21 protein-coding genes are annotated in these 23,516 nt (G+C 65.3%); 11 read left to right on the top strand and 10 right to left on the bottom strand.

Annotation, left to right across the window (positions count from 1 at the left end; translation table 11 throughout):
* Nucleotides 1-172 precede the first annotated feature (172 nt).
* The 10 genes from ACNJYB_RS39210 to ACNJYB_RS39165 form a co-directional block, all read right to left on the bottom strand.
* Nucleotides 173-1,210: an amino acid ABC transporter substrate-binding protein gene (locus tag ACNJYB_RS39210; protein ID WP_439371825.1), complete on the bottom strand. Its 1,038-nt coding sequence runs from the start codon at nt 1,208-1,210 to the stop codon at nt 173-175.
* A gap of 87 nt (nt 1,211-1,297) precedes the next feature.
* Nucleotides 1,298-1,891, bottom strand: coding sequence for a L,D-transpeptidase (locus tag ACNJYB_RS39205; RefSeq protein WP_439371824.1), 594 nt, complete (start codon nt 1,889-1,891; stop codon nt 1,298-1,300).
* A gap of 307 nt (nt 1,892-2,198) precedes the next feature.
* A complete protein-coding gene (locus ACNJYB_RS39200) occupies nt 2,199-3,173 on the bottom strand; it encodes a hypothetical protein (RefSeq protein ID WP_439371822.1) in 975 nt (324 codons plus the stop codon).
* 102 nt (nt 3,174-3,275) lie between these two features.
* A complete protein-coding gene (locus ACNJYB_RS39195; RefSeq protein ID WP_439371821.1) occupies nt 3,276-3,839 on the bottom strand; it encodes a redoxin domain-containing protein in 564 nt (187 codons plus the stop codon).
* A 31-nt stretch (nt 3,840-3,870) separates the two neighbouring features.
* Nucleotides 3,871-4,569: a cytochrome c biogenesis CcdA family protein gene (locus ACNJYB_RS39190; RefSeq protein ID WP_439371819.1), complete on the bottom strand. Its 699-nt coding sequence runs from the start codon at nt 4,567-4,569 to the stop codon at nt 3,871-3,873.
* A gap of 384 nt (nt 4,570-4,953) precedes the next feature.
* Nucleotides 4,954-5,565 carry a sigma-70 family RNA polymerase sigma factor gene (locus ACNJYB_RS39185; protein ID WP_439371818.1) on the bottom strand — a complete coding sequence of 204 codons (612 nt, stop codon included), beginning with the start codon at nt 5,563-5,565 and terminating at the stop codon, nt 4,954-4,956.
* Between the two features lie 482 nt (nt 5,566-6,047).
* The gene (locus ACNJYB_RS39180; RefSeq protein ID WP_439371816.1) at nt 6,048-6,782 is read right to left on the bottom strand and encodes a response regulator; all 735 of its coding nucleotides are present in this window, start codon (nt 6,780-6,782) and stop codon (nt 6,048-6,050) included.
* A 10-nt stretch (nt 6,783-6,792) separates the two neighbouring features.
* Nucleotides 6,793-8,538 carry an ATP-binding response regulator gene (locus ACNJYB_RS39175; protein ID WP_439371814.1) on the bottom strand — a complete coding sequence of 582 codons (1,746 nt, stop codon included), beginning with the start codon at nt 8,536-8,538 and terminating at the stop codon, nt 6,793-6,795.
* A complete protein-coding gene (locus ACNJYB_RS39170; protein ID WP_439375759.1) occupies nt 8,508-10,538 on the bottom strand; it encodes an ATP-binding protein in 2,031 nt (676 codons plus the stop codon). The genes ACNJYB_RS39175 and ACNJYB_RS39170 overlap by 31 nt, the downstream gene beginning before the upstream one ends.
* A 54-nt stretch (nt 10,539-10,592) precedes the next feature.
* Nucleotides 10,593-11,582: a TRAP transporter substrate-binding protein gene (locus ACNJYB_RS39165; RefSeq protein WP_439371812.1), complete on the bottom strand. Its 990-nt coding sequence runs from the start codon at nt 11,580-11,582 to the stop codon at nt 10,593-10,595.
* A gap of 209 nt (nt 11,583-11,791) precedes the next feature.
* On the opposite strand from ACNJYB_RS39165, the gene ugpB reads away from it, so the two are divergent.
* The 11 genes from ugpB (at nt 11,792) to ACNJYB_RS39110 (ending at nt 23,508) form a co-directional block, all read left to right on the top strand.
* A complete protein-coding gene (gene ugpB / locus ACNJYB_RS39160; RefSeq protein WP_439371811.1) occupies nt 11,792-13,117 on the top strand; it encodes a sn-glycerol-3-phosphate ABC transporter substrate-binding protein UgpB in 1,326 nt (441 codons plus the stop codon).
* Between the two features lie 193 nt (nt 13,118-13,310).
* Nucleotides 13,311-14,258 (top strand): aminoglycoside phosphotransferase family protein, encoded by a 948-nt coding sequence (locus ACNJYB_RS39155; protein ID WP_439371809.1) that lies wholly within the window; start codon nt 13,311-13,313, stop codon nt 14,256-14,258.
* A 331-nt stretch (nt 14,259-14,589) separates the two neighbouring features.
* The gene (locus ACNJYB_RS39150; protein ID WP_439371808.1) at nt 14,590-16,212 is read left to right on the top strand and encodes an ABC transporter substrate-binding protein; all 1,623 of its coding nucleotides are present in this window, start codon (nt 14,590-14,592) and stop codon (nt 16,210-16,212) included.
* Nucleotides 16,213-16,421: 209 nt separating this feature from the next.
* A complete protein-coding gene (locus ACNJYB_RS39145; RefSeq protein WP_439371807.1) occupies nt 16,422-17,435 on the top strand; it encodes an ABC transporter permease in 1,014 nt (337 codons plus the stop codon).
* Nucleotides 17,436-17,438: 3 nt separating this feature from the next.
* A complete protein-coding gene (locus ACNJYB_RS39140; protein ID WP_439371806.1) occupies nt 17,439-18,338 on the top strand; it encodes an ABC transporter permease in 900 nt (299 codons plus the stop codon).
* A 265-nt stretch (nt 18,339-18,603) separates the two neighbouring features.
* On the top strand, nt 18,604-20,451 hold the full coding sequence (locus ACNJYB_RS39135; RefSeq protein ID WP_439371805.1) for a dipeptide ABC transporter ATP-binding protein: 1,848 nt from the start codon (nt 18,604-18,606) through the stop codon (nt 20,449-20,451).
* A 26-nt stretch (nt 20,452-20,477) separates the two neighbouring features.
* Entirely contained in the window at nt 20,478-20,657 is a 180-nt protein-coding gene (locus tag ACNJYB_RS39130; protein WP_439371804.1) for a DUF4089 domain-containing protein, read from the top strand.
* Nucleotides 20,658-20,664: 7 nt separating this feature from the next.
* On the top strand, nt 20,665-22,059 hold the full coding sequence (locus ACNJYB_RS39125) for an AtzE family amidohydrolase (protein WP_439371803.1): 1,395 nt from the start codon (nt 20,665-20,667) through the stop codon (nt 22,057-22,059).
* Between the two features lies 1 nt (nt 22,060).
* Nucleotides 22,061-22,453 carry an oxalurate catabolism protein HpxZ gene (hpxZ, locus tag ACNJYB_RS39120; protein WP_439371802.1) on the top strand — a complete coding sequence of 131 codons (393 nt, stop codon included), beginning with the start codon at nt 22,061-22,063 and terminating at the stop codon, nt 22,451-22,453.
* 4 nt (nt 22,454-22,457) lie between these two features.
* Entirely contained in the window at nt 22,458-23,180 is a 723-nt protein-coding gene (locus tag ACNJYB_RS39115) for a GntR family transcriptional regulator (RefSeq protein ID WP_439371801.1), read from the top strand.
* A gap of 112 nt (nt 23,181-23,292) precedes the next feature.
* Nucleotides 23,293-23,508 (top strand): hypothetical protein, encoded by a 216-nt coding sequence (locus ACNJYB_RS39110; RefSeq protein WP_439371800.1) that lies wholly within the window; start codon nt 23,293-23,295, stop codon nt 23,506-23,508.
* The last annotated feature ends 8 nt before the right edge of the window (nt 23,509-23,516 follow it).

Below are 23,516 nucleotides of genomic sequence, written 5' to 3'. Positions count from 1 at the left end.
CCGCGGCGTACTGGATCGCCCGATCGAGCCGGGCGATGACAGTTGAGGGCGTGGAAAGCGCCTGCCCCGAGCTCGTCATTGCGAGGAGCGCCTGCGACGAAGCAATCCAGACCGTCGCCGTGGAAAGTTCTGGATTGCTTTGCTTCGCTCGCAATGACGGCGGAGGGACCTGTTACCGCATCGGCGGCGCGTACTGCACGCCACCGGCGTTCCACAGCTGGTTCATGCCGCGCGGGATCTTCAGCTTGGACTTCTCGCCGATGTTGCGCTCGTACATCTCGCCGTAATTGCCGACATGGCGGATGATGCGGACGACCCAGTCCTTGGTGAGGCCGAGCTGCTCGCCGTAATTGCCTTCGGTGCCGACGAGGCGCATCACTTCTGGCTTCTTCGACTTCAGGGCCTCGTCGATGTTCTCCGAGGAGACGCCGAGCTCTTCCGCGTTGATCATCGCATAGAGCGTCCACTTCACGATCATCATCCAGTCGTCGTCGCGCTGGCGCACCACGGGGGCGAGCGGCTCCTTGGAGATCATGTCCGGCAGGATCATGTGGTCGCCGGGCTTCGACAGGTTCAGCCTCAGCGCATAGAGCTGCGAGACGTCGGCGGAGAGCGTGTCGCACTTGCCGGTGTCGTAGGCCTTCACCACGTCATCCAGCTTGTCGAACTTCACCTCTTCATACTTCATGTTGTTGGCACGGAAGTAGTCGGAGACGTTGAGAGCCGTGGTGGTGCCGGCCTGCACGCAGACGTTGCTGCCGGTCAGGTCCAGCGAGGTCTCCTTGTTGCGCGACCGCGGCAGCATGAAGCCTGCGCCGTCGTAATAGGCAACCGCCGGGAAATAAAGATCGTAGTCGAGCTCGCGCGCCATGCTCCAGGTCGAGTTGCGCGAGAGGATGTCGACCTTGCGGCTCTGCAATTCCTTGAAGCGCTCGCTGGCGTCGAGCGGAACGAACTTCGCCTTGTTCGGGTCGTTGAAGATCGCCGCCGCCACCGCGCGGCAGAAATCGACGTCGAAGCCGGTCCAGTTGCCCTTGTCGTCGGGGATCGAGAAGCCCGGCAGGCCCTTGTTGACGCCGCACAGCACCTCGCCGCGGCGAACGGTGCGCTTCAGGGTGCGGGTGTCGTAGAACTCGTAGATGACGGCGAGCACGCCGACCAGCACGGCGACCGCGAGCCCGATCAGCAGGCCGCCTCGAAAAGTGCGCATGATGTCTCTCTCTCGAAAAAATCGGGAAAAGGAAATGGCAGGAGGGGGCGGAGCATGATCGGTGCGATCATGCTCGAACCATAGCCCTTAGAGCTCGGGCTTCTGCCGGATCACGACCTTGGTGCCGACAGGGACGCGATCGTAGAGATCGGCGACGTCGTTGTTGACGAGACGGAAGCAGCCCGAGGACACCTTGGTGCCGATCGTGTCAGGACGGTTGGTGCCGTGGATGCGATAGACGGTGGTGCCCAGATACATGGCGCGGGCGCCCAGCGGATTGCCGGGGCCGCCGGCCATGAAGCGCGGCAGGTAGGGCTGGCGCTGGATCATCTCCGCCGGCGGCGTCCAGTCCGGCCATTCCTTCTTGTTGGTGATGGTCACCAGCCCCTGCCACTGGAAGCCGTCGCGGCCGACGCCGATGCCATAGCGGATCGCGCGCCCGCCGGGCTGTACCAGATAGAGGTGCCGTTCGGCCGTCGAGACGATGATGGTGCCCGGTGCTTCCGTGGTGCGGAAGTACACGACCTGCTTCTGCCATTCCGGATCGAGCTGGTAGGATTCGTCGGCGATCAGGCCCGGCTCGTCGCCGCGGTCCGGCTGCTGGGCGGAGCCGTATGAGGTGGTCAGAACCAGGCTGAGGGCCGTGATGAACGCCCCGGTCAGGCGACGATAATCCGTCATTTCAAGCTCTCCCCGCTGCCACAGCGCAAATCATTCGGAACCATCAAATCTCAGGGGCATGTTCATGGCAAGTTGATGGCGCGCGCGGCTGGTATGTCACGAGAATGCTTCGGTTTTTTACGAGGCCTGGGCAACGCCACAAACAGGGTATGGCGCGAAAAGCCCAGAATGGTACCGCGGTGGTAGTGGGCTCCCTCTCCCCGGCTGCGGGAAGGGATCGCGTGGGATTTCTTGACGGCGGCCTGAGCGCGCGCCCCATCCTTCGATACGCGCGCAAGGGCGCGCTCCTCAGAGTCTGACTCAGGAGCTAGATCTTGTTGCTCTCCGGCGCGATCCCGAGCCGCCGCACGATTTCAGCTCCCACCGCACCGGCCTCGAGCCGTGAGCCGATGCGGGGGCTGCGAAACCTTCGTCCTGAATGGAGCCGGATCACCACGATGCAATGCTCGTCCTCCGACCGGCCGCGGCGCTCGACGGTGATCGTCTTGACCTCGTCTCCCCTGATGCTGTCCGTGCGCGGCGTGCCGTCGCCCCACAATCTTTCGACGCGGATATCGCCCTGCCGGATGACCCAGAACGCGCCGGTCGCCAGGTTGGCGTATCTGTAGACCGCGAACGCGGCGAGAGCGCCGAGCGGCAGCAGCAGGATATCGACATGGCTGGGCGGCCATCCGCGCCAGAGCTTGTAGGCGTAGGGCACGGCGGACAACGCGACGGCGATCAATGCGACGATGCGGATATCGCGCGCGGAAAACGCCTCGAGCGGCTCGCCGAGATGCATCTCGGGATTGCTGGCATCGAGCGGATTGCTGGGGGCCTCGACGTTGGGGACATCGAACTGCGCGGCGATCCGCGCCACGGTGTCGTGAACATGCGTGACGTCTGAGATCGGCGGCGATGTCAGGCGCTCTCCCGAGACCAGCGTGAAGACGAGTTGAAAGCGGGCCTTCACCCGCCTGCTGCCGGGAACCTGCAATCTGCTGATCTCGTCCTTCCCGACGAGCCGCGTCTGCAGTTTCCCGAATGGCCGTTGATGCCCGATCAGGATCTCATCGGGCGTGATGATCCACACCACCGCCGGGGCCATCATGATGCCGACGACGAACCCGGCTCCGACCAGCAGCGCCACCACCGTGATGACGATCTCCAGGGCGTCGTGCGTGAACAGGCCCGGGGTGAAGCACAGCGCGACAGCGGCCGCGAAGCCGGACACGACCAGCCGCTGCGCGATCGAGGAGCCTTCACGAAGGCGGATGTCGGTGCTGGTGTTCGCGTCGTCCATTGCGGGCGGCTGGTTCCGATGGCGCGAAACTCCACGGACGGGTCTGCGGAGTCAAGCAACAAGGGCGTCAGGCGAAATCAGCCGCACGATCTCCGCGCGGGATCAACTGCTGGCGTTGAGCAGCCTGGCCACCGTGCGGTCGATCTCGTCGTAGCGGCCTTCGCCGGCGTGCTGGAACACGATCCTGCCGCTCTGGTCGATGATGTATTGCGCCGGCCAATACTGGTTGCTGTAGGCGTTCCAGGTCCTGGAATCATTGTCCTGCGCCACCGGATAGGTGATGCCGTGGCGCTTCAGCGCGGCCTGCACGTTGGCGGCCGAGCGCTCGAACGGGAATTCCGGCGTGTGCACGCCGACCACGACGAGGCCCTTGTCCTTGTATTTTGCGTAGAGGTCGGTGACGTGGGGCAGCGTGTTGACGCAGTTGACGCAGCCATAGGTCCAGAAGTCGACCAGCACGACCTTGCCGCGCAGCTCGGAAAGGCTCAGCGGCTTCGAGTTGAACCAGTTCGTGATGCCGGTGAAGTCGGGCGCGGCCTGCTGGCTCGCGGCGGCGATGGTGACCGGCGTAGCACGCGCGGCCTCGTCGCAGATGCCGGGGATGACGGCGCCGATGACAGTGATGCCGATCAGTGCAGCAGACGTTGCGAGCAGTTTGAGAGTCATGGAAGTCTCCTCCGGTGAAGCCTTGGGATGATCACAGGCCGATCTGGCCGGTGGGATAGAAGCCGGTCAGCCACGCCACGATCAGCGTGTCGTATTGGAAATAGGCGGCGACCGCGAAGGCGATCACGATGACGCCAAAGCCCTGCTGCAGCCGCGGCGAGATCCGCGCCAGGCTGCGCACGCGCGTGGTCGCGGCCTGTCCGCCATAGGCGATCGCGAGCATCGGGATCGCAGCACCAATGGCGTAGGCGACCAGCAGCGTGCCGGCCCAGGCCAGGTTCTTCGAGGTCACCACCAGCGTCAGGATCGAGCCGAGCACCGGTCCGGCGCAGGGCGTCCAGACCAGGCCGAGCGTGGTGCCGAGGATGAGCCCGCCGAGCGCGCCCTCGCGCTGCACGCCGCTCGCGTTGCCGAAAGCGAGCCAGCCATTGAGCCGGATCGACAGCCACTCGAACGGCGCCGGCCACAGCATCACCAGGCCGAAGCCGAGCAGCAGGATCGACGCCGCCTCGCGCAGCACGTTCGGATCGAAATCGAACAGCCGCGTCAGCGCGCCTAGCAGCAGCGCGACCACGGAGAAGGAAACGACGAAGCCGATCGCGATCATCGCAGGGCGCAAGTGCCCCGCGCGCCCGATCGAGGCGCCGAGCAGGATCGGCAGCATCGGCAGCGTGCAGGGCGCGGCGATGGTGAGGATGCCGGCAAGGACGGCGAAGAGAAGTTCGAGCATCGGGGCACTCGTGATGGAGGTCACGAGGGCAGTTCGTGTGCGATGGGGCGGTCGTTACGCGACGTCACGCCTTCGTGACGGGTGCGGTTGTTGGCGGAGCAATTGCTAACCGCACAGGAGGTGCGCTCCCTCCCCCGCTCGCGGCGCGGGAGAGGCGGGAGCCCGCGGCGAGAGCCTGGGCCCAAATAAAAACGACCCGGACGGGGGCATCGTCCGGGTCGCTGGAGGTCTTGGGAGGTTTAACGAAACCGTATGGGACCTTTATAGGGGGGAAGTTTTTCCGCCTGATGTTGTCGTTTGTTTCAATTGTTTCATCGGCGGTAACGCTTCCGTGTCCGGGGACAGGATCGAGATTGATGTCCTATCCCCTTGAAATCCTTGTGCTTACGCGGCGAAACGATCAACGCCGGCGCCCTTAAGCAAATCGGCCAGTTGCTTGCGGGCATAGAACATCCTCGTCTTCACCGTGCTCTGGGGGATGCCGATGATCTGCCCGACCTCCTCCACCGACTTCTCGTGGTAGTAGACGAGGTTGATGATCTCGCGATGCGCGGGCGATAATTTTGCCACGCAGGCGCGCAGGATGGCGCTGGTGTCGCTGCGGTCGAGCGAGGTCTCGGGCGTGTCGCAATCGTCGGGAATCTGGCGCACGTCTTCCTGGTCGATGTCCTCGAAGCGGCGCTGGCGCATCGCAGTCAGCGCCTTGAAGCGGGCGATCGAGAGCAGCCAGGTCGAGACCTGCGAGCGGCCCTGGAATTGACCGGCGGTGCGCCACACGTCGAGGAACACCTGGCTGACCAGATCTTCCGCCGTGGTGACGTCGCGCACGATGCGCAGGATGAAACGGTAGACCCGCACATTGTGCCGGCAATAAAGGATGTGCATCGCGGTCCGGTTGCCGTCGGCAATGCTTTCGAGCAGCATGTCGTCCGAAGTCGCCTGAGCGGCAATGATGCTCTGGCTGGCCTGGGCGTTGATGGCGATGACGTTCGGCATGGACCTGGCTCCCCGTAGCGCCGCAACCGAGCGGCGTTTCCTTGGAGCAAAGTGTTAATCAGCCACCGTTTCGGGACGTCTGCGCCAAAAGCGGAAAATGGTTTCGTGCGCCGCCAAATTGTTTCGTCGCAGAAGGCGCGACGAAACATTCGGGGCAAAAAACCGTGGAATTTCAATATACGGAAAATACGGGGGTGGGATTTGGAGGCGCGCCGAGGCGAGGGGAACGAATTTTGGGGGATTGCGTTCGGTGGCGCGAGCCCCAGCGCTGCGGTCGCGGGGGGAAAGCGCCGGTCCAGGGCGTTTGATGGGCTCAAGGCGGGCGGTGGGTCCGCGGCCTGAAATGCCTGATGGAGAGTGGCGCCGATGCCACTTGCTCCGTCATCGCGAGCACAGCGAAGCAATCCAGGTGTCCTTCCGCGGAGGGATTCTGGATTCTTCGCTGCGCTCGCAATGTGACGTTGGAGGCAGCGATGCCGAGCTTACGCCTTCTCGCCCTGCGGCGAGAACAGATAGCCGCCGCCGCGGATGGTGCGGATCACGGCGGGCTTGGCCGGATCCGGCTCGATCTTGCGGCGGATGCGCATGATGCGGAGGTCGACCGCGCGGTCGAAGGCTTCGGCATCGCGCGCATTGGCGAGCTCGAGCAAGCGTTCGCGCGACAGCACGCGCTTCGGATTGGCCGCGAACACCTTCAGCAATCCGAATTCGGATGCGGTCAGCGGATGCTCGTTGCCCTCGTCGTCGCGCAGCGCCTGCGCCTCGAGGTCGAGCCATTTGGTGCCGAAGCGCACCAGCTGGTCCTTGTCGGATTTCGCCGCCGCCGTCTCCGCTGCCGCTTTCACCGGCGTGCTCCGCCGCAGCACCGAGCGAATGCGCGCCATCAGTTCGCGCAGCTCGCACGGCTTGGCGACGTAGTCGTCGGCGCCGAGCTCGAGGCCGACGACGCGGTCGATCGGGCTCGCGGTCGCCGTCAGCATGATCACGGGCACGTTGATGCGGCTCTTGAGGTCGCGGATGATCGAGAGCCCGTCTTCCTCGGGCATGTTGAGATCGAGCACGACGAGATCGGGCATGCTGCCCTGGATCGCGGCGCGCAAGCTCTTGCCGCCGTCGCACAGCGTCACGGTGAAGCCGTGCATCTTGAGGTAATCGCCGACCATCTCCCGGGCCGGGGCCTCGTCGTCGACAATCATGATGTGCTGGCTTTGGGTCATGGTCTCTAGGTCACGGCATCTCTGTCGCAGGGAGGGTGATGGTGAAGGTCGAGCCCTTGCCGGGGCCGTCGCTCTCGGCGGTCACCTCGCCGCCGTGCATGTCGATGATACGCTTGACGATGGATAACCCAAGCCCCGTCGAGCTCTCGCCGGCGGTTGGCTTGGCGGACAGCCGCTGGAACCGGCCGAACAGGCGGCCGAGATCCTCCGGCGACAGGCCGGCGCCCTCGTCGCTGACGCGGACGATGGTGTCGCTGCCCTCGTGGACGACGGCGACGCCGATCCTGCCGCCGATCGGCGAGTATTTGATGGCGTTGCTGATGAGGTTGTCGATCGCCTCGCGGATGCGGTCGGTGTCGCACATGGTGACGATGTTGGACGGCGCGGTGACGCTGATCGCCTGCTGCTTGTTGACGGCGAGCGGCTGGTTGGCCTCGGCGACCTCCTTGACCAGGGCCGCGACGTCGACCGGCTCGCGGCGGATGGTGATGTCGAAGGCATCGGCCATCGCGTCCGAGATCAGATGGTCGACCATGGTGGTCAGGCGCTTGGTGGCGTCGCGGATGTGATCGACCTGGGCCACCACGCCGCTTTCGGATGCGCCGGTCGAGATCAGCTCCTTCAGCATCTCGGTGCGGCCGAGGATGACGCCGAGCGGATTCTTCAGGTCGTGTGCGACGGTGCCCAGGATCTCGTTCTTGAAGCCGTTGGCGCGCTGCAGCCGCAGCCATTGCGCCGACAGGCGGCGGTTGGCCTGCATCAGGGCGCGGGTGCGCTGGGCGACGCGGTCTTCCAGCTGCGTGTTGGCGTCCTGCAGCTGCTGATAGAGGATGACGTTGTCGAAGGCGATCGAGAGCCTCGAGGAGAAGATCTCGACCAGCGAGCGGTCGGTCTCCGAGAGCTCGCGCTCGGCCTGCAGCAGCACCACCACCTCGCGGCCGGATCCGGTGCGCAGGTAGATCACGCTGCGATGATCGGCGAACTCGTTCTTGCGGCGCTGGAACGCGGCCTCCACCATCTCGCGCAGCTCGGGGTCGAGCGCCTTCGACGACGTGGTGCCGATGAAGCGGCTGTAGCAGCCGCTGCCGGCGAGCACCGACAACTCGGGGTCGACGCCGCCATTATCGCGCAGGACCAGTATACCTGCGCAGTCGACGTTGAGCAGCGAGGCGAGCTGGGTCAGCACGCCCTCGGCGAGCCGCTGCATCGACTTGAAATCGTACAGCGTGGACGCAGCGTCGATGATGATCTCGAGCCCGCGCCGCGTCTGCACCATGCGCTCGAGCTGCTGATAGGAGCGCAGCGCCGCGGTCAGCGAGGTGAACAGCTTGTCGGCGGTGAGCTCCGTCTTGGCCTTGTAGTCGTTGATGTCGTACTGCACGATCACGCGCCGCTCGGGCGCCTGGCCGGGCTGGCCGGTGCGCAGGATGATGCGCACGGTCTCGTTCCTGATCTCGTTGCGGATGAACTCGACGAGATCGAGGCCGGCCACATCCGTCTCCATGATGACGTCGAGCAGGACGGCCGCGATGTCGCCGTGCGCGGCCATCAGCTCGCGGCCCTCCGCCGCGGAATAGGCCGACAGGATCTCGAGGCTCTGGCCGTTGAGGGTATAGTCGGACAGCGCGAAGCGGGTGCCGTCATGCACGGCCGGATCGTCGTCGATGACGGCGATCTTCCACTTTCGTGCGTTCTGGTCCTCCGACGCGGCGCCGGTGTCGTCGATCAGGTGGAGGACATCGTCCTGTTCGGCCATTGAGAAGTCCCGTCAGTCTCTGTGCTTTGCGCGCCGCCCTTGGCGACTCGCGGCATGATAATGCGAAAAGTGGTGCCTTGTCCCAGCTTGGATTCCAGCATCATGCGACCGCCGAGCTGCTGGGTGACGAGGTTATAGACGATATGCAGCCCGAGTCCCGTACCACCTTCATTGCGCCTCGTGGTAAAGAAGGGGTCAAAGGCCTGGCGCTGCACGTCCGGGGTCATGCCGGCCCCGTCGTCGGTGAAGATGATCTCGATGTCGTCAGCCCCGCGCGGCCGCGCCGAGATCGTGATGGTGCCGGCGCGCCCGTCGGCAAAGGCATGGTTGGCGGCGTTGAGGAAGAGGTTGGTCAGGATCTGGCCGTAGGAGCCGGGATAGCCGTCCAGCAGCAGCCCCTCGGGCACGTCGACCTCGAGCGTGATCGGCGAGCGCTTCAGCACGGGCCTTAAGCTCGCGATGATCTGGTCGGTGGCTTCGCTGAGTGAGAACTGCCGCCGCTCGGCATGGGAGCGGTCGACCGCGACCTGCTTGAACGACTGGATCAGCTCGCCGGCGCGGGTGAGGTTGGCGACGAGCTGCTGCGAGGCGTCGCGCGAGGACTGCACGAACTCCTCCAGCTGCGAGCGGCGCAGGCCGCCGTCGCCCTTGAGCTGGGCCTCGAAGATCTCGGTCCGCCGGGCGAAGCTGGAGGCGACCGTCAGGCTGATGCCGATGGGGTTGTTGACCTCGTGGGCAACGCCGGCGACGAGACCGCCGAGCGCGGCCAGCCGCTCGGCATCGATCAGATTCTGCTGCGCGGTATTGAGCTCGAGCAGCGCGCTCTCGGCCTTTTCCTTCGACGCACGCAGCTCGTCCTCGGTCTGCCGCTTCGCGATCGCGTTCTCGCGGAACACCTCCACCGCGCGCGCCATGGCGCCGACCTCGTCGCGTGCCATGGTGCCCTGCACCTCGCGATCGAGATTGCCGAGCGTGATCGCGCGCATCGCGGCCATGATCTGCTGCAGCGGCAGGCGGATCGACAGCGCGATCAAGACGCCCGCGGTGAGGATGATGCCGAGGAAGATCACCGCAATGGACAGCACACGGCGGGAGATGTCCGCCAGCGTGCGGTCGAAGGTCTCCTGCGCCTTCTGCTCGCGCTGGCGCATCTTGGTCGAGAGATCGTCGATGGCGCCGATCGCCTCGGCCTGGCTGACGTCGATGCTGTTGCGCAGCAGCTCGGTGCGGCTCGTCAGCTGCTCGGAGAGTTTGGCAAAGCCCTCGCGTAAGGACGCGGTGCGGGCCCCGAGCCGCTGCAGCGCCATGCGCTGGAGGTCGTTGTCGGCGAGATCGATCATCACGGGAATGGTCTTCTCGATCGTCTCGGTGTGGCGGCGCGCATCGTCGGCCGCGCCCTTCGACTGCGACAGATAGTAGGAATTGGCCGCGACCAGCATTGCGGTGAAAGCCTCGCGCGACTTGCCGAGCGAAGGCCAGATCAGCGCGTCGCGATGGCCGGTGGCACCCTCGATGATGGAATAGAGCCCCGCCATGTCCCTGGCCGGCCCCTGCACCTGGTCCTCATAGGTCTTCGCGATCGTCGCCTGCACGCTGCGCAGCTCGCCAAAGCCGTTGAGGAAGCGCTCGGTGGTGCGCTCCAGCTCCTCGACCGAGCCCGACAGCATCGGGTCCTTGGCCGCACGGTTGCTCAGCGTGCCCAGCACCGCCTCGCGCAGCAACAGGATCTCGGCGAACAGGTCCGGGCTCGGCTGGTTGATGTAGCGGTGGATCAGATTGTGCAGGCGCCCGGTCTCGCTTTCGAGCAGCGCCAGGATGCGGTCGGATTCGCGCACCCGGCGCACGTCGTCCCAGGCCGAGCCCAGCACCTGCGAGCCGTTCCAGATCAGCGCCACCAGCACCACCACGACGGCGGAGTTCAGCGCCGCGATCGACAGGATGCGCCAGCGGATCGGTACTGCGCGGAGCACGCCGACCAGACGCACGCGCACCCCCCCGATCGGGCCGGACGGCCTGTCTGCGTGCTCGCTGTTTCCAGGCGCAGGCAACGGGGCTCACTCCACCTTGCGAATGCGTTCGATCAGTGCGGCCGCGGCGGGGTCCCGGGCGGCCCTCGTGTAGATCGGGGCCATGGCATTCTCGAACGGCTTGCGGTCGATGTCCCTGACGATGCTGACACCGGCTGCGACCGCCTTGCGCTGCGACTGCTCCTCGAGGTCGCGCCACTTCTCGCGCATGAACCGGCTGGAGCGCTGCGCGGCCTCCCTGAAGATGGTCTGGTCCTCCGCCGGGAGGCTCCGCCAGGCCTTCAGCGAGATCACCAGCACCTCGGGGCTCATCGTGTGCTCGGTCAACGTGTAGTGCCCGGCATGCTTGTAATGGTCGGTCGTCACGAAGGATGGCCAGTTGTTTTCGGCGCCGTCGATCAGGTGGTTGGCAAGCCCGGTGAGCACCTGCCCGTAGGGCATCTCGACCGGTTCGGCGCCGAGCGAGCGGATCATCTGGCTCATCAACTCCGACTGCTGCACACGGATCCGCAGGCCCCGGAGGTCTTCGATGCTCCTGATAGGGCGGACACCGTTGTAGATCGACCGTGCCCCGGAATCGTAGAAGCAGAGCCCGACGAAGCCGTAGGGCTCGAAACTGTTCAGGATCTCGCTGCCAATCGGCCCGTCCAGCACCTTCTGCATGTGCTCGATGGACCGGAACAGGAACGGCATGGCGAGCACGTTCATGGCCGGAACGAAATTGCCGATCAGGGCGACATTGGTCCGGTTGAGGTCGATCGCGCCGGCCCGGGTCTGCTCGATGGTCTCCTTCTCCTCGCCGAGCTGGCGGGAGTGGAACACCTTGATCTGGTGCCGGCCACCGGTGCGTTCAGTGATCAGCGCGCCCATGTAGCGCAGCGCCTGGACGGTCGGATAATCCTCGGTCTGGGTGTCGGCGGCGCGAAATTCGCGCGCGACGGCGCCCGTGGCGCAGACGGCGAGCAGAAGCGCGACGAAGATCACCCCGGTCCGCGAGAGTTCGGCACGGTTCAACACACTGGCACACTCAACCCCTCAGTGGTGGAGTCTATGGCGGGACCAAAAGGTTCAATGCAATCTAGCAGATGGTCAAGGGAAGGCCATCCCGCGCCCGGCCCGCGGGCTGATTGTGCGGTGCGGCCGCCTCTCATTCCCGTTGAAACCGCAAACGCCCCGCCTTAAGCAGGACCGGTCGCCTTTGGTCGTGCGACACGGGAAGAGCCATCGTGACGTCAGCATCGCGCCTGTTGCAGGTCCTCGCCGTCTTCGCGGCTCTCTCGCTGGCCGCGCCAGCGCGCGCCGCCACCGAGATTGCGCTGTGGCACGCCATGTCCGGCGAGCTCGGCCGGCAACTGGACAAGCTCGCCGCCGACTTCAACGCCTCGCAGCCGGATTACCGCATCGTCCCGAGTTACAAGGGCAGCTATACCGAGACGGTGACGGCCGCGATCTTCGCCTTCCGCTCGCGCAGCCAGCCCGCGATCGTCCAGGTCAACGAGGTCGCCACCGCCACGATGACCGCGGCCAAGGGCGCGATCTATCCGGTGTTCAGCCTGATGCGGGACGAGGGCGAGCCGTTCTCGCTCGACGACTACCTTCCCGCGGTCTCCGGCTACTACACCGATGCGGCCGGCAATCTGTTGTCGTTCCCGTTCAATTCCTCGACGCCGATCCTGTACTACAACAAGTCCATGTTCCGCGACGCCGGCCTCGATCCGGAGGCGCCGCCGAGGACCTGGCCCGAGCTCGGTGCCGCCGCCAAACGCCTGCGCGATCGCGGCGCGCCGTGCGGCTTCACCACGTCCTGGCCGTCCTGGATTCACGTCGAGAATTTTTCCGCCTTCCACAATCTGCCGCTCGCGACCCGCACCAACGGCTTTGCCGGGCTCGATGCCGAGCTGACCATCAACAATGCCGTCATCGTCAAGCACGTCGCCCAGCTCGCCGAATGGCAGAAGAGCAAGGTGTTCGACTATGGCGGTCGTGGCCAGTCCGCCGAGCCGCGCTTCCAGAACGGCGAATGCGGCATTTTCATCGGCTCCTCGGCGACGCGCGCCGACATCAAGGCGAATTCGAAATTCGAGATCGGCTACGGCATGATGCCGTACTGGCCGGACGTGAAGGATGCGCCGCAGAACTCGATCATCGGCGGCGCCACGCTGTGGGTGCTGCGCGACCGGCCGCGCGAGGAATACAAGGGCGTGGCGCGGTTCTTCGCTTATCTGTCGCAGCCCGGCGTGCAGGCCGCCTGGCACCAGAACACCGGCTATCTGCCTGTGACCCGCGCCGCTTTCGAGCTGACGCGGGCGCAGGGGTTCTACCAGCGCAATCCGGGATCGGCGATCTCGTTCGAGGAGATCACGCTGCATCCGCCGACGGAGAACTCGAAGGGCATCCGGCTCGGCTCCTTCGTCCTGATCCGCGGCGTGATCGAGGACGAGCTGGAGCAGGCCTTTACCGGCCAGAAGAGCGCGCAGGGAGCGCTCGATTCCGCGGTCGAGCGCGGCAACAAGCTGCTGCGCCAGTTCGAGCGCGCAAGTCCGGAGCGATAGCGGCGGTCTCAGCGCTCGCCTCGTCCTTCGAGACGACCGCTGTCGCGGTCTCCTCAGGATGGCGGCTAAGCGGCATCGGTGCCCGCGAAATTGTTGCCACGCACTCCGCCCTCATCCTGAGGAGCCCGCCAAAGCGGGCGTCTCGACGGATGGGACCGCGGGGAAACTGATTTTGAAATGCATCAAGGTCGCAATGTCGCTGAAACTGCCTCACATCATCGACTCCAAAAGCTTTCGCATCTTTCGCGCCGACCGCGCGCGATGGCTGGGAATCGCGCTCGACATCGCGCGCGGCCACGGTCTCGATGTCAGCGCGCCGCACGTCTTCGCGACAGGCACCAATCTCGTGGTTGGCTTCGGCGAGAACCTGATCCTGAAGGTCTTCCCGCCGCTGCTTCGCGCGCAATTCCTCTCCGAACGAGGTTCGCTGACGCAACTTGCCGGCCGGCTGTCCTTGCCCATCCCCGAGATCGTCGCGGAAGGGGTGCGCGACGGCTGGCCCTATCTCGTCATCACCCGCCTTGCCGGCACGCTCGGCTCGGAGGTGTGGCCGTCCCTGGCGGAAGACCAGAAGGAGCGTGTGCTGCGCCAGATCGGCGAGACCATCGCCTCGGTGCAGCGCGCCCCGCTCGGTCCGCTCGCACACATCGAGCCGCGCTGGGACGACTTCATGCGTGCCCAGATGCGGGGCTGCCGTGCGCGGCACGAACGCCTCGGCCTTGCGCCGAAATTCCTCGAAGGCCTCGACGATCTCCTGCGCGATGCGGCCGCGCTGATTCCGATGGATGCGCCGCCGGTGATCCTGACCGGCGAATACATCCCCGAGAATTTCCTGCTCGGCCGCGATGACGGCGCATGGTCGCTCAAAGGCCTGTTCGACTTCGGCGACGTGCGCGCCGGCTGGCGCGACTACGATTTGCTCGGCCCCAGCGCCTTCATGGCCGCCGGACGGCCGGGGAGGGTGAAGAGCCTGCTCGAAGGTTTTGGCTATGCGAAGCTCGACTTCGCGCTCAAGCGCCGCCTGATGGCGCTGATGCTGCTGCACCATGCCAGCGACCTCAACAGCCACATCTGCATCGAGGGCTGGCAGGAGAGGGCGGGTGATCTGGTCGAGCTGCAGGAGCTGATCTGGGCGGAGTGACGACCGCAGCCGTCATTGCGAGCGCAGCGAAGCAATCCAGCCTGTCTCGGCGGAAAAGATTCTGGATTGCTTCGCTGCGCTCGCAACGACGAGGTTGTGCCGGGGCAAGTTGTGGTGACAAATCGGGCTCCGCGCATGCCAGCCTGTTTTATAGTCAAAATCACAGCTTTGTATGCAATGATTGGCTTTGATCAGAAAGTATCCGTCGGCGCGAACAGAAATATTCCCGTTCTATATCAATAGTTTATTCGTGGCGTGAGCTTCCCTTAATCCTTGGCACGAACCTTGCGAAGCCCGTTCCAACCAGAAACTTTTGTGTTGGAGCGATTTCATGAAGCGCCGCGATTTCCTCAAGTCCGTTTCCGGATTGGCCGCTGGCGCGGCGCTTCCGGCCATGCCCTCGGTGATCTCCTCGGCCAAGGCCGATGCGCGCTCGGAGACGCTGCTGATCGTCTCGGAGGGCGGCCCCAACAATCTCGACATCCACGGCGTCGGCACCAACGTGCCCGGCTATGAGGTGTCCTGGAATTGCTACGACCGGCTGATCAGCCACGAGATGAAGAGCGGCCCCGGTGGCGTGCCCTATTACGACCGGGACAAGTTCAAGGGCGAGCTCGCCGATGACTTCAAGATCGACGACATGTCGGTCACCTTCAAGCTGAAGAAGAACGCCAAATTCCACGACGGCGCGCCTGTTACCGCCAAGGATGTGAAATGGTCGCTCGACCGCGCCGTCAGCGTCGGCGGCTTCCCCACTTTCCAGATGAGCGCGGGCTCGCTGACCAAGCCGGAGCAGTTCGTCGTGGTTGACGATTCCACGGTGCGCGTCGATTTCGCCAAGAAGGACCGGCTGACGATTCCCGATCTCGCGGTCATCGTGCCCTGCATCGTCAACTCCGAGCTGGTGAAGAAGAATGCGAGCGAGAAAGACCCGTGGGGTCTCGAGTTCACAAAGCAGCAGACCGCAGGCTCCGGCGCTTACAAAGTCACAAAATGGACCGCCGGCACCGAAGTGATCATGGAGCGCAGCGAGGATTGGGTCGGTGGTCCCCTGCCCAAGATCAAGCGCGTGATCTGGCGCATGGTGCCGCAGGCCGGCAACCGTCGCGCGCTCTTGGAGCGCGGCGACGCCGACATCTCCTACGAGCTGCCGTTCAAGGATTTCCAGGAGATGAAGGCGAACGGCAAGCTCAACGTGGTGTCACTGCCGTTCTCCAACGGCATCCAGTACATCGGCATGAACGTCACCAAGCCGCCGTTCGATAACGTCAAGGTGCGGCAGGCGATCGCCTATGCGCTGCCGTACCAGAAGATCATGGACGCGGTGCTGTTCGGCCTCGGCAATCCCATGTTCGGCGCGCCCCTGGACAAGGCCACCGAGGTCGCCTGGCCGCAGCCGCACAAATACAACACCGACATGGAGAAGGCGAAGGCGCTGCTGGCCGAAGCCGGCTACGCCAACGGCTTCGAGACCACGATCTCGTTCGATCTCAACTTCGCCGGCGTCAACGAGCCGCTCTGCGTGCTGGTGCAGGAATCGTTGGCTCAGCTCGGCATCAAGACCACCATCAACAAGGTGCCCGGCGCCAACTGGCGCACCGAATTGAACAAGAAGGAGATGCCGCTCTTCACCAACGTGTTCTCGGGCTGGCTCGATTACCCCGAGTACTTCTTCTACTGGTGCTATCACGGCAACAATTCCGTCTTCAACACCATGAGCTACAAGTCGGCGGAGATGGACAAGCTGATCGACGGCGCGCGCACCGCCGCCGCCACCGGCGACACCGCGACCTACGCCACCGACGTGAAAGGTTTCGTCGACCTCGCCTTCGCCGACATCCCGCGCATCCCGCTGTACCAGCCCTTCGTCAACGTCGCGATGCAGAAGAACATCAGCGGTTACCAATACTGGTTCCACCGCAGGCTCGATTATCGCGCGATGGCGAAGGGGTGACGCGTGATGGGTGAGGTGAGCACGCTCTTCAGGCTTCCTCCCCCCTTGGGGGGGAGGGTTGGGGAGAGGGGTAGCCACGAACTCCGATCCCTCCCGGAGCCACCCCCCTCCCTAGCCCTCCCCCACAAGGGGGGAGGGAACGCAGCGGAGCGCGCGACGGCTAGGTCGCCTCTCATCGGCAGAGCTTCGTCATCCTGGAGTCTCATCCCATGCTGACCATGATCGGCAAGCGCCTGATGTTTGCGATTCCCTCGCTGATTGGCGTCGTCATCGTCACCTTCCTGCTGACGCGTGCCCTGCCGGGTGACCCGGCCGCCTACTTCGCCGGCCCCGCGGCGACGAAGGAAGCCGTCGAGCAGATCCGGAAAAAGCTTGGTTTCGACAAGCCGCTGGTCGAGCAGTTCTTCCGCTACGCCAACGATCTCGCCCACGGCGATTTCGGCAACTCGCTGACCACGGGCCAGCCGGTCGCGACCGAGATCCGCAACCGCCTGCCGGCCTCCGCCGAGCTCACGCTGCTCGGCCTCATCGTCTCCATCGTGATCGCCATTCCGCTGGGCGTGCTGGCGGCGACACGGCCGGGGTCATGGATCGATCATCTCTGCCGGGTCACGACGACGGCCGGCGTGTCGCTGCCGGTGTTCTTCACCGGCCTCGTGCTGGTCTATGTCTTCTATTTCCGGCTCGGCTGGTCGCCGGCGCCGCTCGGCCGCCTCGACGTGTTCTACAGCGCGCCGCCGACGGTGACGGGCTTCTATCTGATCGACACGCTCATCGCGCGCGATGTCGAGGCGTTCCGTTCGGCGCTGAGCCAGCTCATCCTGCCCGCGACGACGCTCGCGATCTTCTCGCTGGCCCCGATCGCGCGCATGACGCGCGCCTCGATGCTGGCGGTGCTCGCATCCGAATTCGTCCGCACCGCGCGCGCCAGCGGCCTGTCGCCGGCGACCGTCATCGTCACCTACGCCTTTCGCAACGCGATGCTGCCGGTCATCACCACGCTCAGCATGGTGTTCTCGTTCCTGCTCGGCGCCAACGTGCTGGTGGAGAAGGTGTTCGCCTGGCCCGGCATCGGTTCCTACGCGGTGGAAGCGCTGATCTCATCGGACTTCGCGCCGGTACAGGGTTTCGTGCTGACCATGGCGGTCATGTACGTGCTGCTCAATCTCGTGATCGACATTTTGTACGGGGTGATCGATCCGCGCGTCAGGTTGGAGGGCTAAATCATGAGTTCGGTTGCGCCTGCTGTTGAACCTGTCGGTCCCGCCCGCACGTCCGGCCTCGTCGCGGTGCTCGAACAGACCCGTTACGTCCTCGGCGAGAACAAGGTCACGGGCTTTGCCTTCGCGCTGCTCCTGATCATCGTGTTCGCCGCGCTGCTCGGCCCGTATGTGGTGCCCTACGATCCGCTCGCCTCCGACACGGCCGCCGCGCTGAAACCGCCATCGGCGGCGCACTGGTTCGGCACCGACCAATTGGGGCGCGATATCTTCAGCCGCGTCATCGTGGCCACGCGGCTCGATTTCTTCATCGCGATCGCCTCGGTCGTGCTGGTGTTTTTTATGGGCGGCCTCGCCGGCATCGCCGCGGGCTATTTCGGCGGCTGGACCGACCGCATTGTCGGCCGCATCGCCGACACCATCATGGCCTTCCCGCTGTTCGTGCTCGCCATGGGCATCGTCGCAGCCCTCGGCAACACCGTGCAGAACATCATCCTCGCCACCGCGATCGTGAACTTCCCGCTCTACGCCCGCGTCGCGCGCGCCGAGGCCAATGTCCGCCGCAATGCCGGCTTCGTGCAGGCCGCGCGTCTCTCAGGCAACGGCGAATTCCGCATCCTGCTGGTGCACATCCTGCCGAACATCATGCCGATCATGATCGTGCAGATGTCGCTGACCATGGGCTACGCCATCCTCAACGCCGCGGGCCTGTCCTTCATCGGCCTCGGCGTCCGCCCGCCGACCGCGGAATGGGGCATCATGGTCGCCGAAGGCGCGGGCTTCATGGTCTCAGGCGAATGGTGGATCGCGCTGTTCCCGGGCCTTGCCCTGATGATCGCCGTGTTCTGCTTCAACCTCCTCGGCGACGGCCTGCGCGACATCGTCGACCCCCAGAGGAGGACGTGATGGCCGGATTCGAGTGTGTCAAACCACCATGTGAGGAGGGCGCCACTCTCTCATTCCCTCCCCCCTTGTGGGGGAGGGGCAAAGAGGGGGGTAGCCACGAACTCCGATCTCGCTTGGGGCCACCCCTCTCCCCGACCCTCCTCCACGAGGGGGGAGGGAGCGAGACAGCTTTGCCCTCCTCACGCGCAAAATTCCTCAATGATTCCAATCCTCATTCTACTGTGCATGGGGTTGTTTTCGACGCCTTGAGCGACGGGAGCCGCCCATGACCGCCCAACCCCTGCTCGACGTCCAGGATCTCACGGTCGAGTTCACCACCCGCCGCGGCATCGTGAAAGCAGTGCAGCACGTCAACATCGCCGTCGCCAAGGGCGAGACGCTGGCCATCGTCGGCGAGTCCGGCTCCGGCAAGTCGGTGACGTCCTACGCGGTGATGCGCATCCTCGACCGCGCGGGCAAGATTGCCGAGGGCTCGGTGATGTTCTCCGGCGTCGACGTGAAGGCGGCGACCGAAGACCAGATGCGCGACCTGCGCGGCCGCGAAGTCTCGATGATCTTCCAGAACCCGCGTGCGGCGCTGAACCCGATCCGGAAGGTGGGCGACCAGATCGAGGACGTGCTGCGCACCCATGTGCAGCAGGCCCAGGTCAAAGATCACGGCGAGAAGGCGATCGAGGCGCTGGAGCAGGTCAAGATCGCCCGCCCGCGCGAGCGCTATCACGCCTATCCGTTCGAGCTCTCCGGCGGCATGTGCCAGCGCGTCGTCATCGCGCTCGCGCTCGCCTGCAATCCGCAGCTCCTGATCGCGGACGAGCCGACCACCGGGCTCGACGTCACCACGCAGAAGGCGGTGATGGATCTGATCGTCGAACTCACGAAACGCCGCGCGATGTCGACCATCCTGATCACGCACGATCTCGGCCTCGCCGCTGCCTATTGCGACCGCGTGGTCGTGATGGAGAAGGGCCGCGTGGTCGAGACCGCGAAAGCCGCGGACATCTTCGCGAGCCCGCAGCACCCCTACACCAAGAAGCTGATGCGCGCGACGCCGCGGCTCGGCGTGTCGTTGAGAGACTTGCTGCCTGAAGAGGACGCCGCTGTCTTCGCCTCTCCCCGCGTGCGGGGAGAGGCCGACGCGCAACGCGCGGCGGGTGAGGGGGACGCGCCACGAGCCGAGTTCGCGGAGGCGGCCCCTCACCACGACCCTCTCAGCGCGAGCGAAGCTCGTCGCGACCCCGTGAAGGACGGGGAGAGGGAGCAGACCAGCGCAAGCGACCAGCCCCTCCTCCGGATCGAAAAGCTCGTGAAAGAGTACCCCCGCCAGGGCGCCACGGCCGTGCTCGGCAAGCTGTTCAGCCGCAAGCCGCCGGTCGAGCCGGATGTGTTCCGCGCCGTCGACGGCATCAGCTTCTCGATCGGCCATGGCGAGAGCGTCGGCCTCGTCGGCGAATCCGGCTGCGGCAAATCGACCACGTCCATGATGGTGATGCGCCTCTTGGACCAGACCTCCGGCCTGATCGAGTTCGACGGCGAGGACATCGGCGCCATCCAGCCGGCATCATTTGCCCGGCTGCCGCAGCGCAGCCGCATCCAGATGGTGTTCCAGGATCCGACCGACAGCCTCAACCCGCGCTTCACCGCGGCGCGCGCCATCGCCGACCCGATCATGCAATTGGGGGACATCAAGGCGCGCGACGCGCTGCGCGCCCGCTGCGAGGAGCTGGCCACCATGGTCGGGCTGCCGCACAATCTGCTCGACCGCTTCCCGCACCAATTGTCCGGCGGCCAGAAAGCCCGCGTCGGCATCGCCCGCGCCATTGCCCTGCATCCGAAGCTGGTCATCCTGGACGAGCCGACCGCGGCGCTGGACGTCTCGGTGCAGGCCGTGGTCCTCAACCTGCTGCAGGATCTCAAGGCGCGGCTAGGTATGAGCTATCTGTTCGTCTCGCATGATTTGAATGTAGTGCGCTTGTTGTGCGATCGTGTCATTGTGATGCGGACGGGGCGGATCGTCGAGGAAGGCTCTTCCGAGCAGGTCCTCAGCGATCCCCAGGACGACTACACCAAGGAGCTGCTGACGGCGATCCCGCATCCGCCGTTGCCGGTCCACTGAGAACGCATTGATTGTTTGGGAGCGTGATGGCCGAGCCGCTGGACGACTATATCGACGCCGTATCGAAAGCGCTGGCGCTGCCGGTCGAGGAGGCCTTCAGGCCCGCGATCCGCGCCAACCTCGAAGTGTCGCTGCGGCTCGCCCGCCTGGTCGACGAATTCGAACTGCCGGACGAGACCGAGCCGGCGCCGATCTTCACCGCCTGATGCTGCCATGACCGCTAAGCCAGAGATGAATGCGGCCGACATCGCCAAAGCGGTGGCCGGCGGCAAATTGTGCGCGCTCGATACCACCGAAGCCGCTCTTGCACGCATCAAGCAGCACGACGGCATCCTCAATGCCTTCACCGACGTGACCGCCGAGCGCGCCCGTGCGAAAGCGCGCGCGATCGACGCGGACGTCGCGGCGGGCAAGACCGTCGGCCCGCTCGCCGGCGTGCCCTTCGCGGTGAAGAACCTGTTCGACGTCGCGGGCCTTGCCACGCGCGCCGGCTCGAAGATCAACCGCGACCTCGCGCCCGCCAGGCGCGACGCCACCTTGATCGAGCGGATGGAGGCGGCCGGCGCCGTCCTCGTCGGTGCGCTCAACATGGGCGAATACGCCTACGACTTCACCGGCGAGAACATCCATGACGGTCCCTCGCGCAATCCGCATGACACCACCCGGATGAGCGGTGGCTCCTCCGGTGGCTCGGGCAGCGCCGTCGGCGGCGCGCTGGTGCCGATCGCGCTGGGCTCCGACACCAACGGTTCGATCCGCGTGCCGTCCTCGTTCTGCGGCATCTTCGGTTTGAAACCGACCTATGGCCGGCTCTCTCGTGCCCGCTCGTTCCCGTTCGTGGCGAGCCTCGATCATCTCGGGCCGTTCGCGCGCTCCGTCACCGATCTCGCGCTCGCCTATGACGCGATGCAGGGTCCGGACGCGGATGATGGCGCCTGCACCACGCGCGGGTTGGAGCCGACGCTGCCGTTGATCGCAAATCCAATCTCGGATTTGCGCATCGCGATCGCCGGCGGCCACTTCCAGACGAACGTGTTTCCGGAAGCGGTCGAAGCCGTCGGCCGCGTTGCCAAGGCGCTGGGCGCAACGCGAATCGTCGACGTCACCGAAGCCTCGCGCGCCCGCGCGGCGGCTTACGTCATCACCACCACCGAAGGCGCATCGCTGCATCTCGATCGCCTGCGCAAGCGCCCGAACGATTTCGATCCTGCCGTGCGCGACCGGCTGATCGCGGGCGCCATGGTTCCTGCGCCGATGGTTGATCGCGCGCAAAAATTCCGCCGCTGGTATCGCGCGCAGCTCGCGGAGATCTTCAAATCGGTCGACGTGCTGCTCGCACCCGCAACGCCCTGCACCGCGCCAAAACTCGGCCAGGTCAATTTCAGCCTCGACGGCGTCGAGTTGCCGGTGCGCGCCAATATCGGCATTCACACCCAGCCGATCTCCTTCATCGGCCTGCCCGTCGTCGCCGTCCCGGTGCCGCTCGAGCCGCTGCCGATCGGCGTACAGATCATCGCCGCGCCCTGGCGCGAGGATATTGCGTTGCGTGTCGCGTACGCCCTGGAACAGATGGGCGTCGTATCCGCGCCCGCACCAAGAGGATTCTGAAATGGAGATCGATCTCCCCGAGACGATCGCGGAAGTCAAAGCCGCGTTCGAGCGCTATGAGGAGGCCCTGGTCAGCAATGACGTCGCCGTGCTCGGCGAATTGTTCCGCAACGATCCCCGCACGCTGCGCTACGGCATCGGCGAGAACCTCTATGGCTACGAGGCGATCTCCGGCTTCCGCGCCGGCCGTTCGCCGGTCGGACTGAATCGCCGGACCGCGAAAACCGTAATTACCAGCTATGGCCGCGACACGGCGGTGGCATCCACCTTGTTCTATCGCGACACGGCGCCCGGCAAGGTCGGCCGGCAGATGCAGACGTGGATACGTTTCCCGGAGGGCTGGCGCGTCGTCGCCGCTCATGTCAGCATCATCGACGAGCCGAAAGAGACCTGATCGAATGACGCTTGACGATCTTCCGCCCGGGACACTGCCGGCCGAGCCGGTGGTGCCCCGCGTCGACCGGGCACTGCCGTCGGTGCTGAAGGTCACGCGCGCCGAGGAGCTGCGTCTTCAGCTTGCCGACGAGATCGTGCGTGGGACCCTGGCCCCGGGCTCACCGCTGGACGAGACCGACATCGCGCGGCGCTTCAGCGTGTCGCGCACGCCGGTACGCGAGGCGCTGCGCCAGCTGGTGGCGAGCGGCCTGGTCGAGGCGCGGCCCCATCGCGGCGCAGTGGTGGCGCAGCCGTCGATCGAGCGGCTGAAGAGCATGTTCGAGGCGATGGCCGAGCTCGAGGCGCTGTGCGCCGGCCTTGCCGCCGAGCGCATGTCCCCTGCCGAGCGGCATGCGCTCGAGGCCGTCCACGAAGAGCTGCGGCTCTTGAGCTACGCCGGCAATCCCGAGCGCTTCCACGAGGTCAACGAGCGCTTCCACAACACGATCTATGCGGGCTCCCAGAACGGCTACATCGCCGAGATCACGCTGGCCACGCGCGTGCGGGTGCAGCCGTTCCGCCGCGCCCAGTTCCGCAACCTCGGCCGCCTCGCCAAATCGCAGGCCGAGCACGACCGCGTCGTCGTCGCCATCATGCGCGGCGACAAGCAGGGCGCTGCGGCTGCGATGCGCGCGCACATCGAACTGGTGCGCGGGGAGTACGAGATCTACGCAGTGTCGGTTTGAGTTCCCGGTTGACCTTCGCACGTTCACTGCGAGGTGAAGCAGCGGTGACTGCTGCCGGGAACCCGGCTTTGCCCCGATCGTTTTCTCTCATCGATCGATGAGGAGAAACATCATGGCATCCTCCGAGAAAGATCCGCGGCATCACACCCGGAAGATGAAACAGCGTCTCCAGGAGACGGTAACGCATCTTCGCGAAGACATCCGCAAGGTCGACGAGCCGCAACTCGCGGCGATGTTCGAGACCTCGGCCGAAGTGCTGTCCGGCCTCATCAAGGCGTTCGAGGACTACGAGAAGAAGAACGAAGCCGCCTGGCGCAAATCGGCGTGAGAGCGCGG

The organism is Bradyrhizobium sp. SMVTL-02, from assembly GCF_051853005.1.
Taxonomy (GTDB): Bacteria; Pseudomonadota; Alphaproteobacteria; order Rhizobiales; family Xanthobacteraceae; genus Bradyrhizobium.
This window is presented reverse-complemented; position numbering and strand designations above follow the sequence as displayed.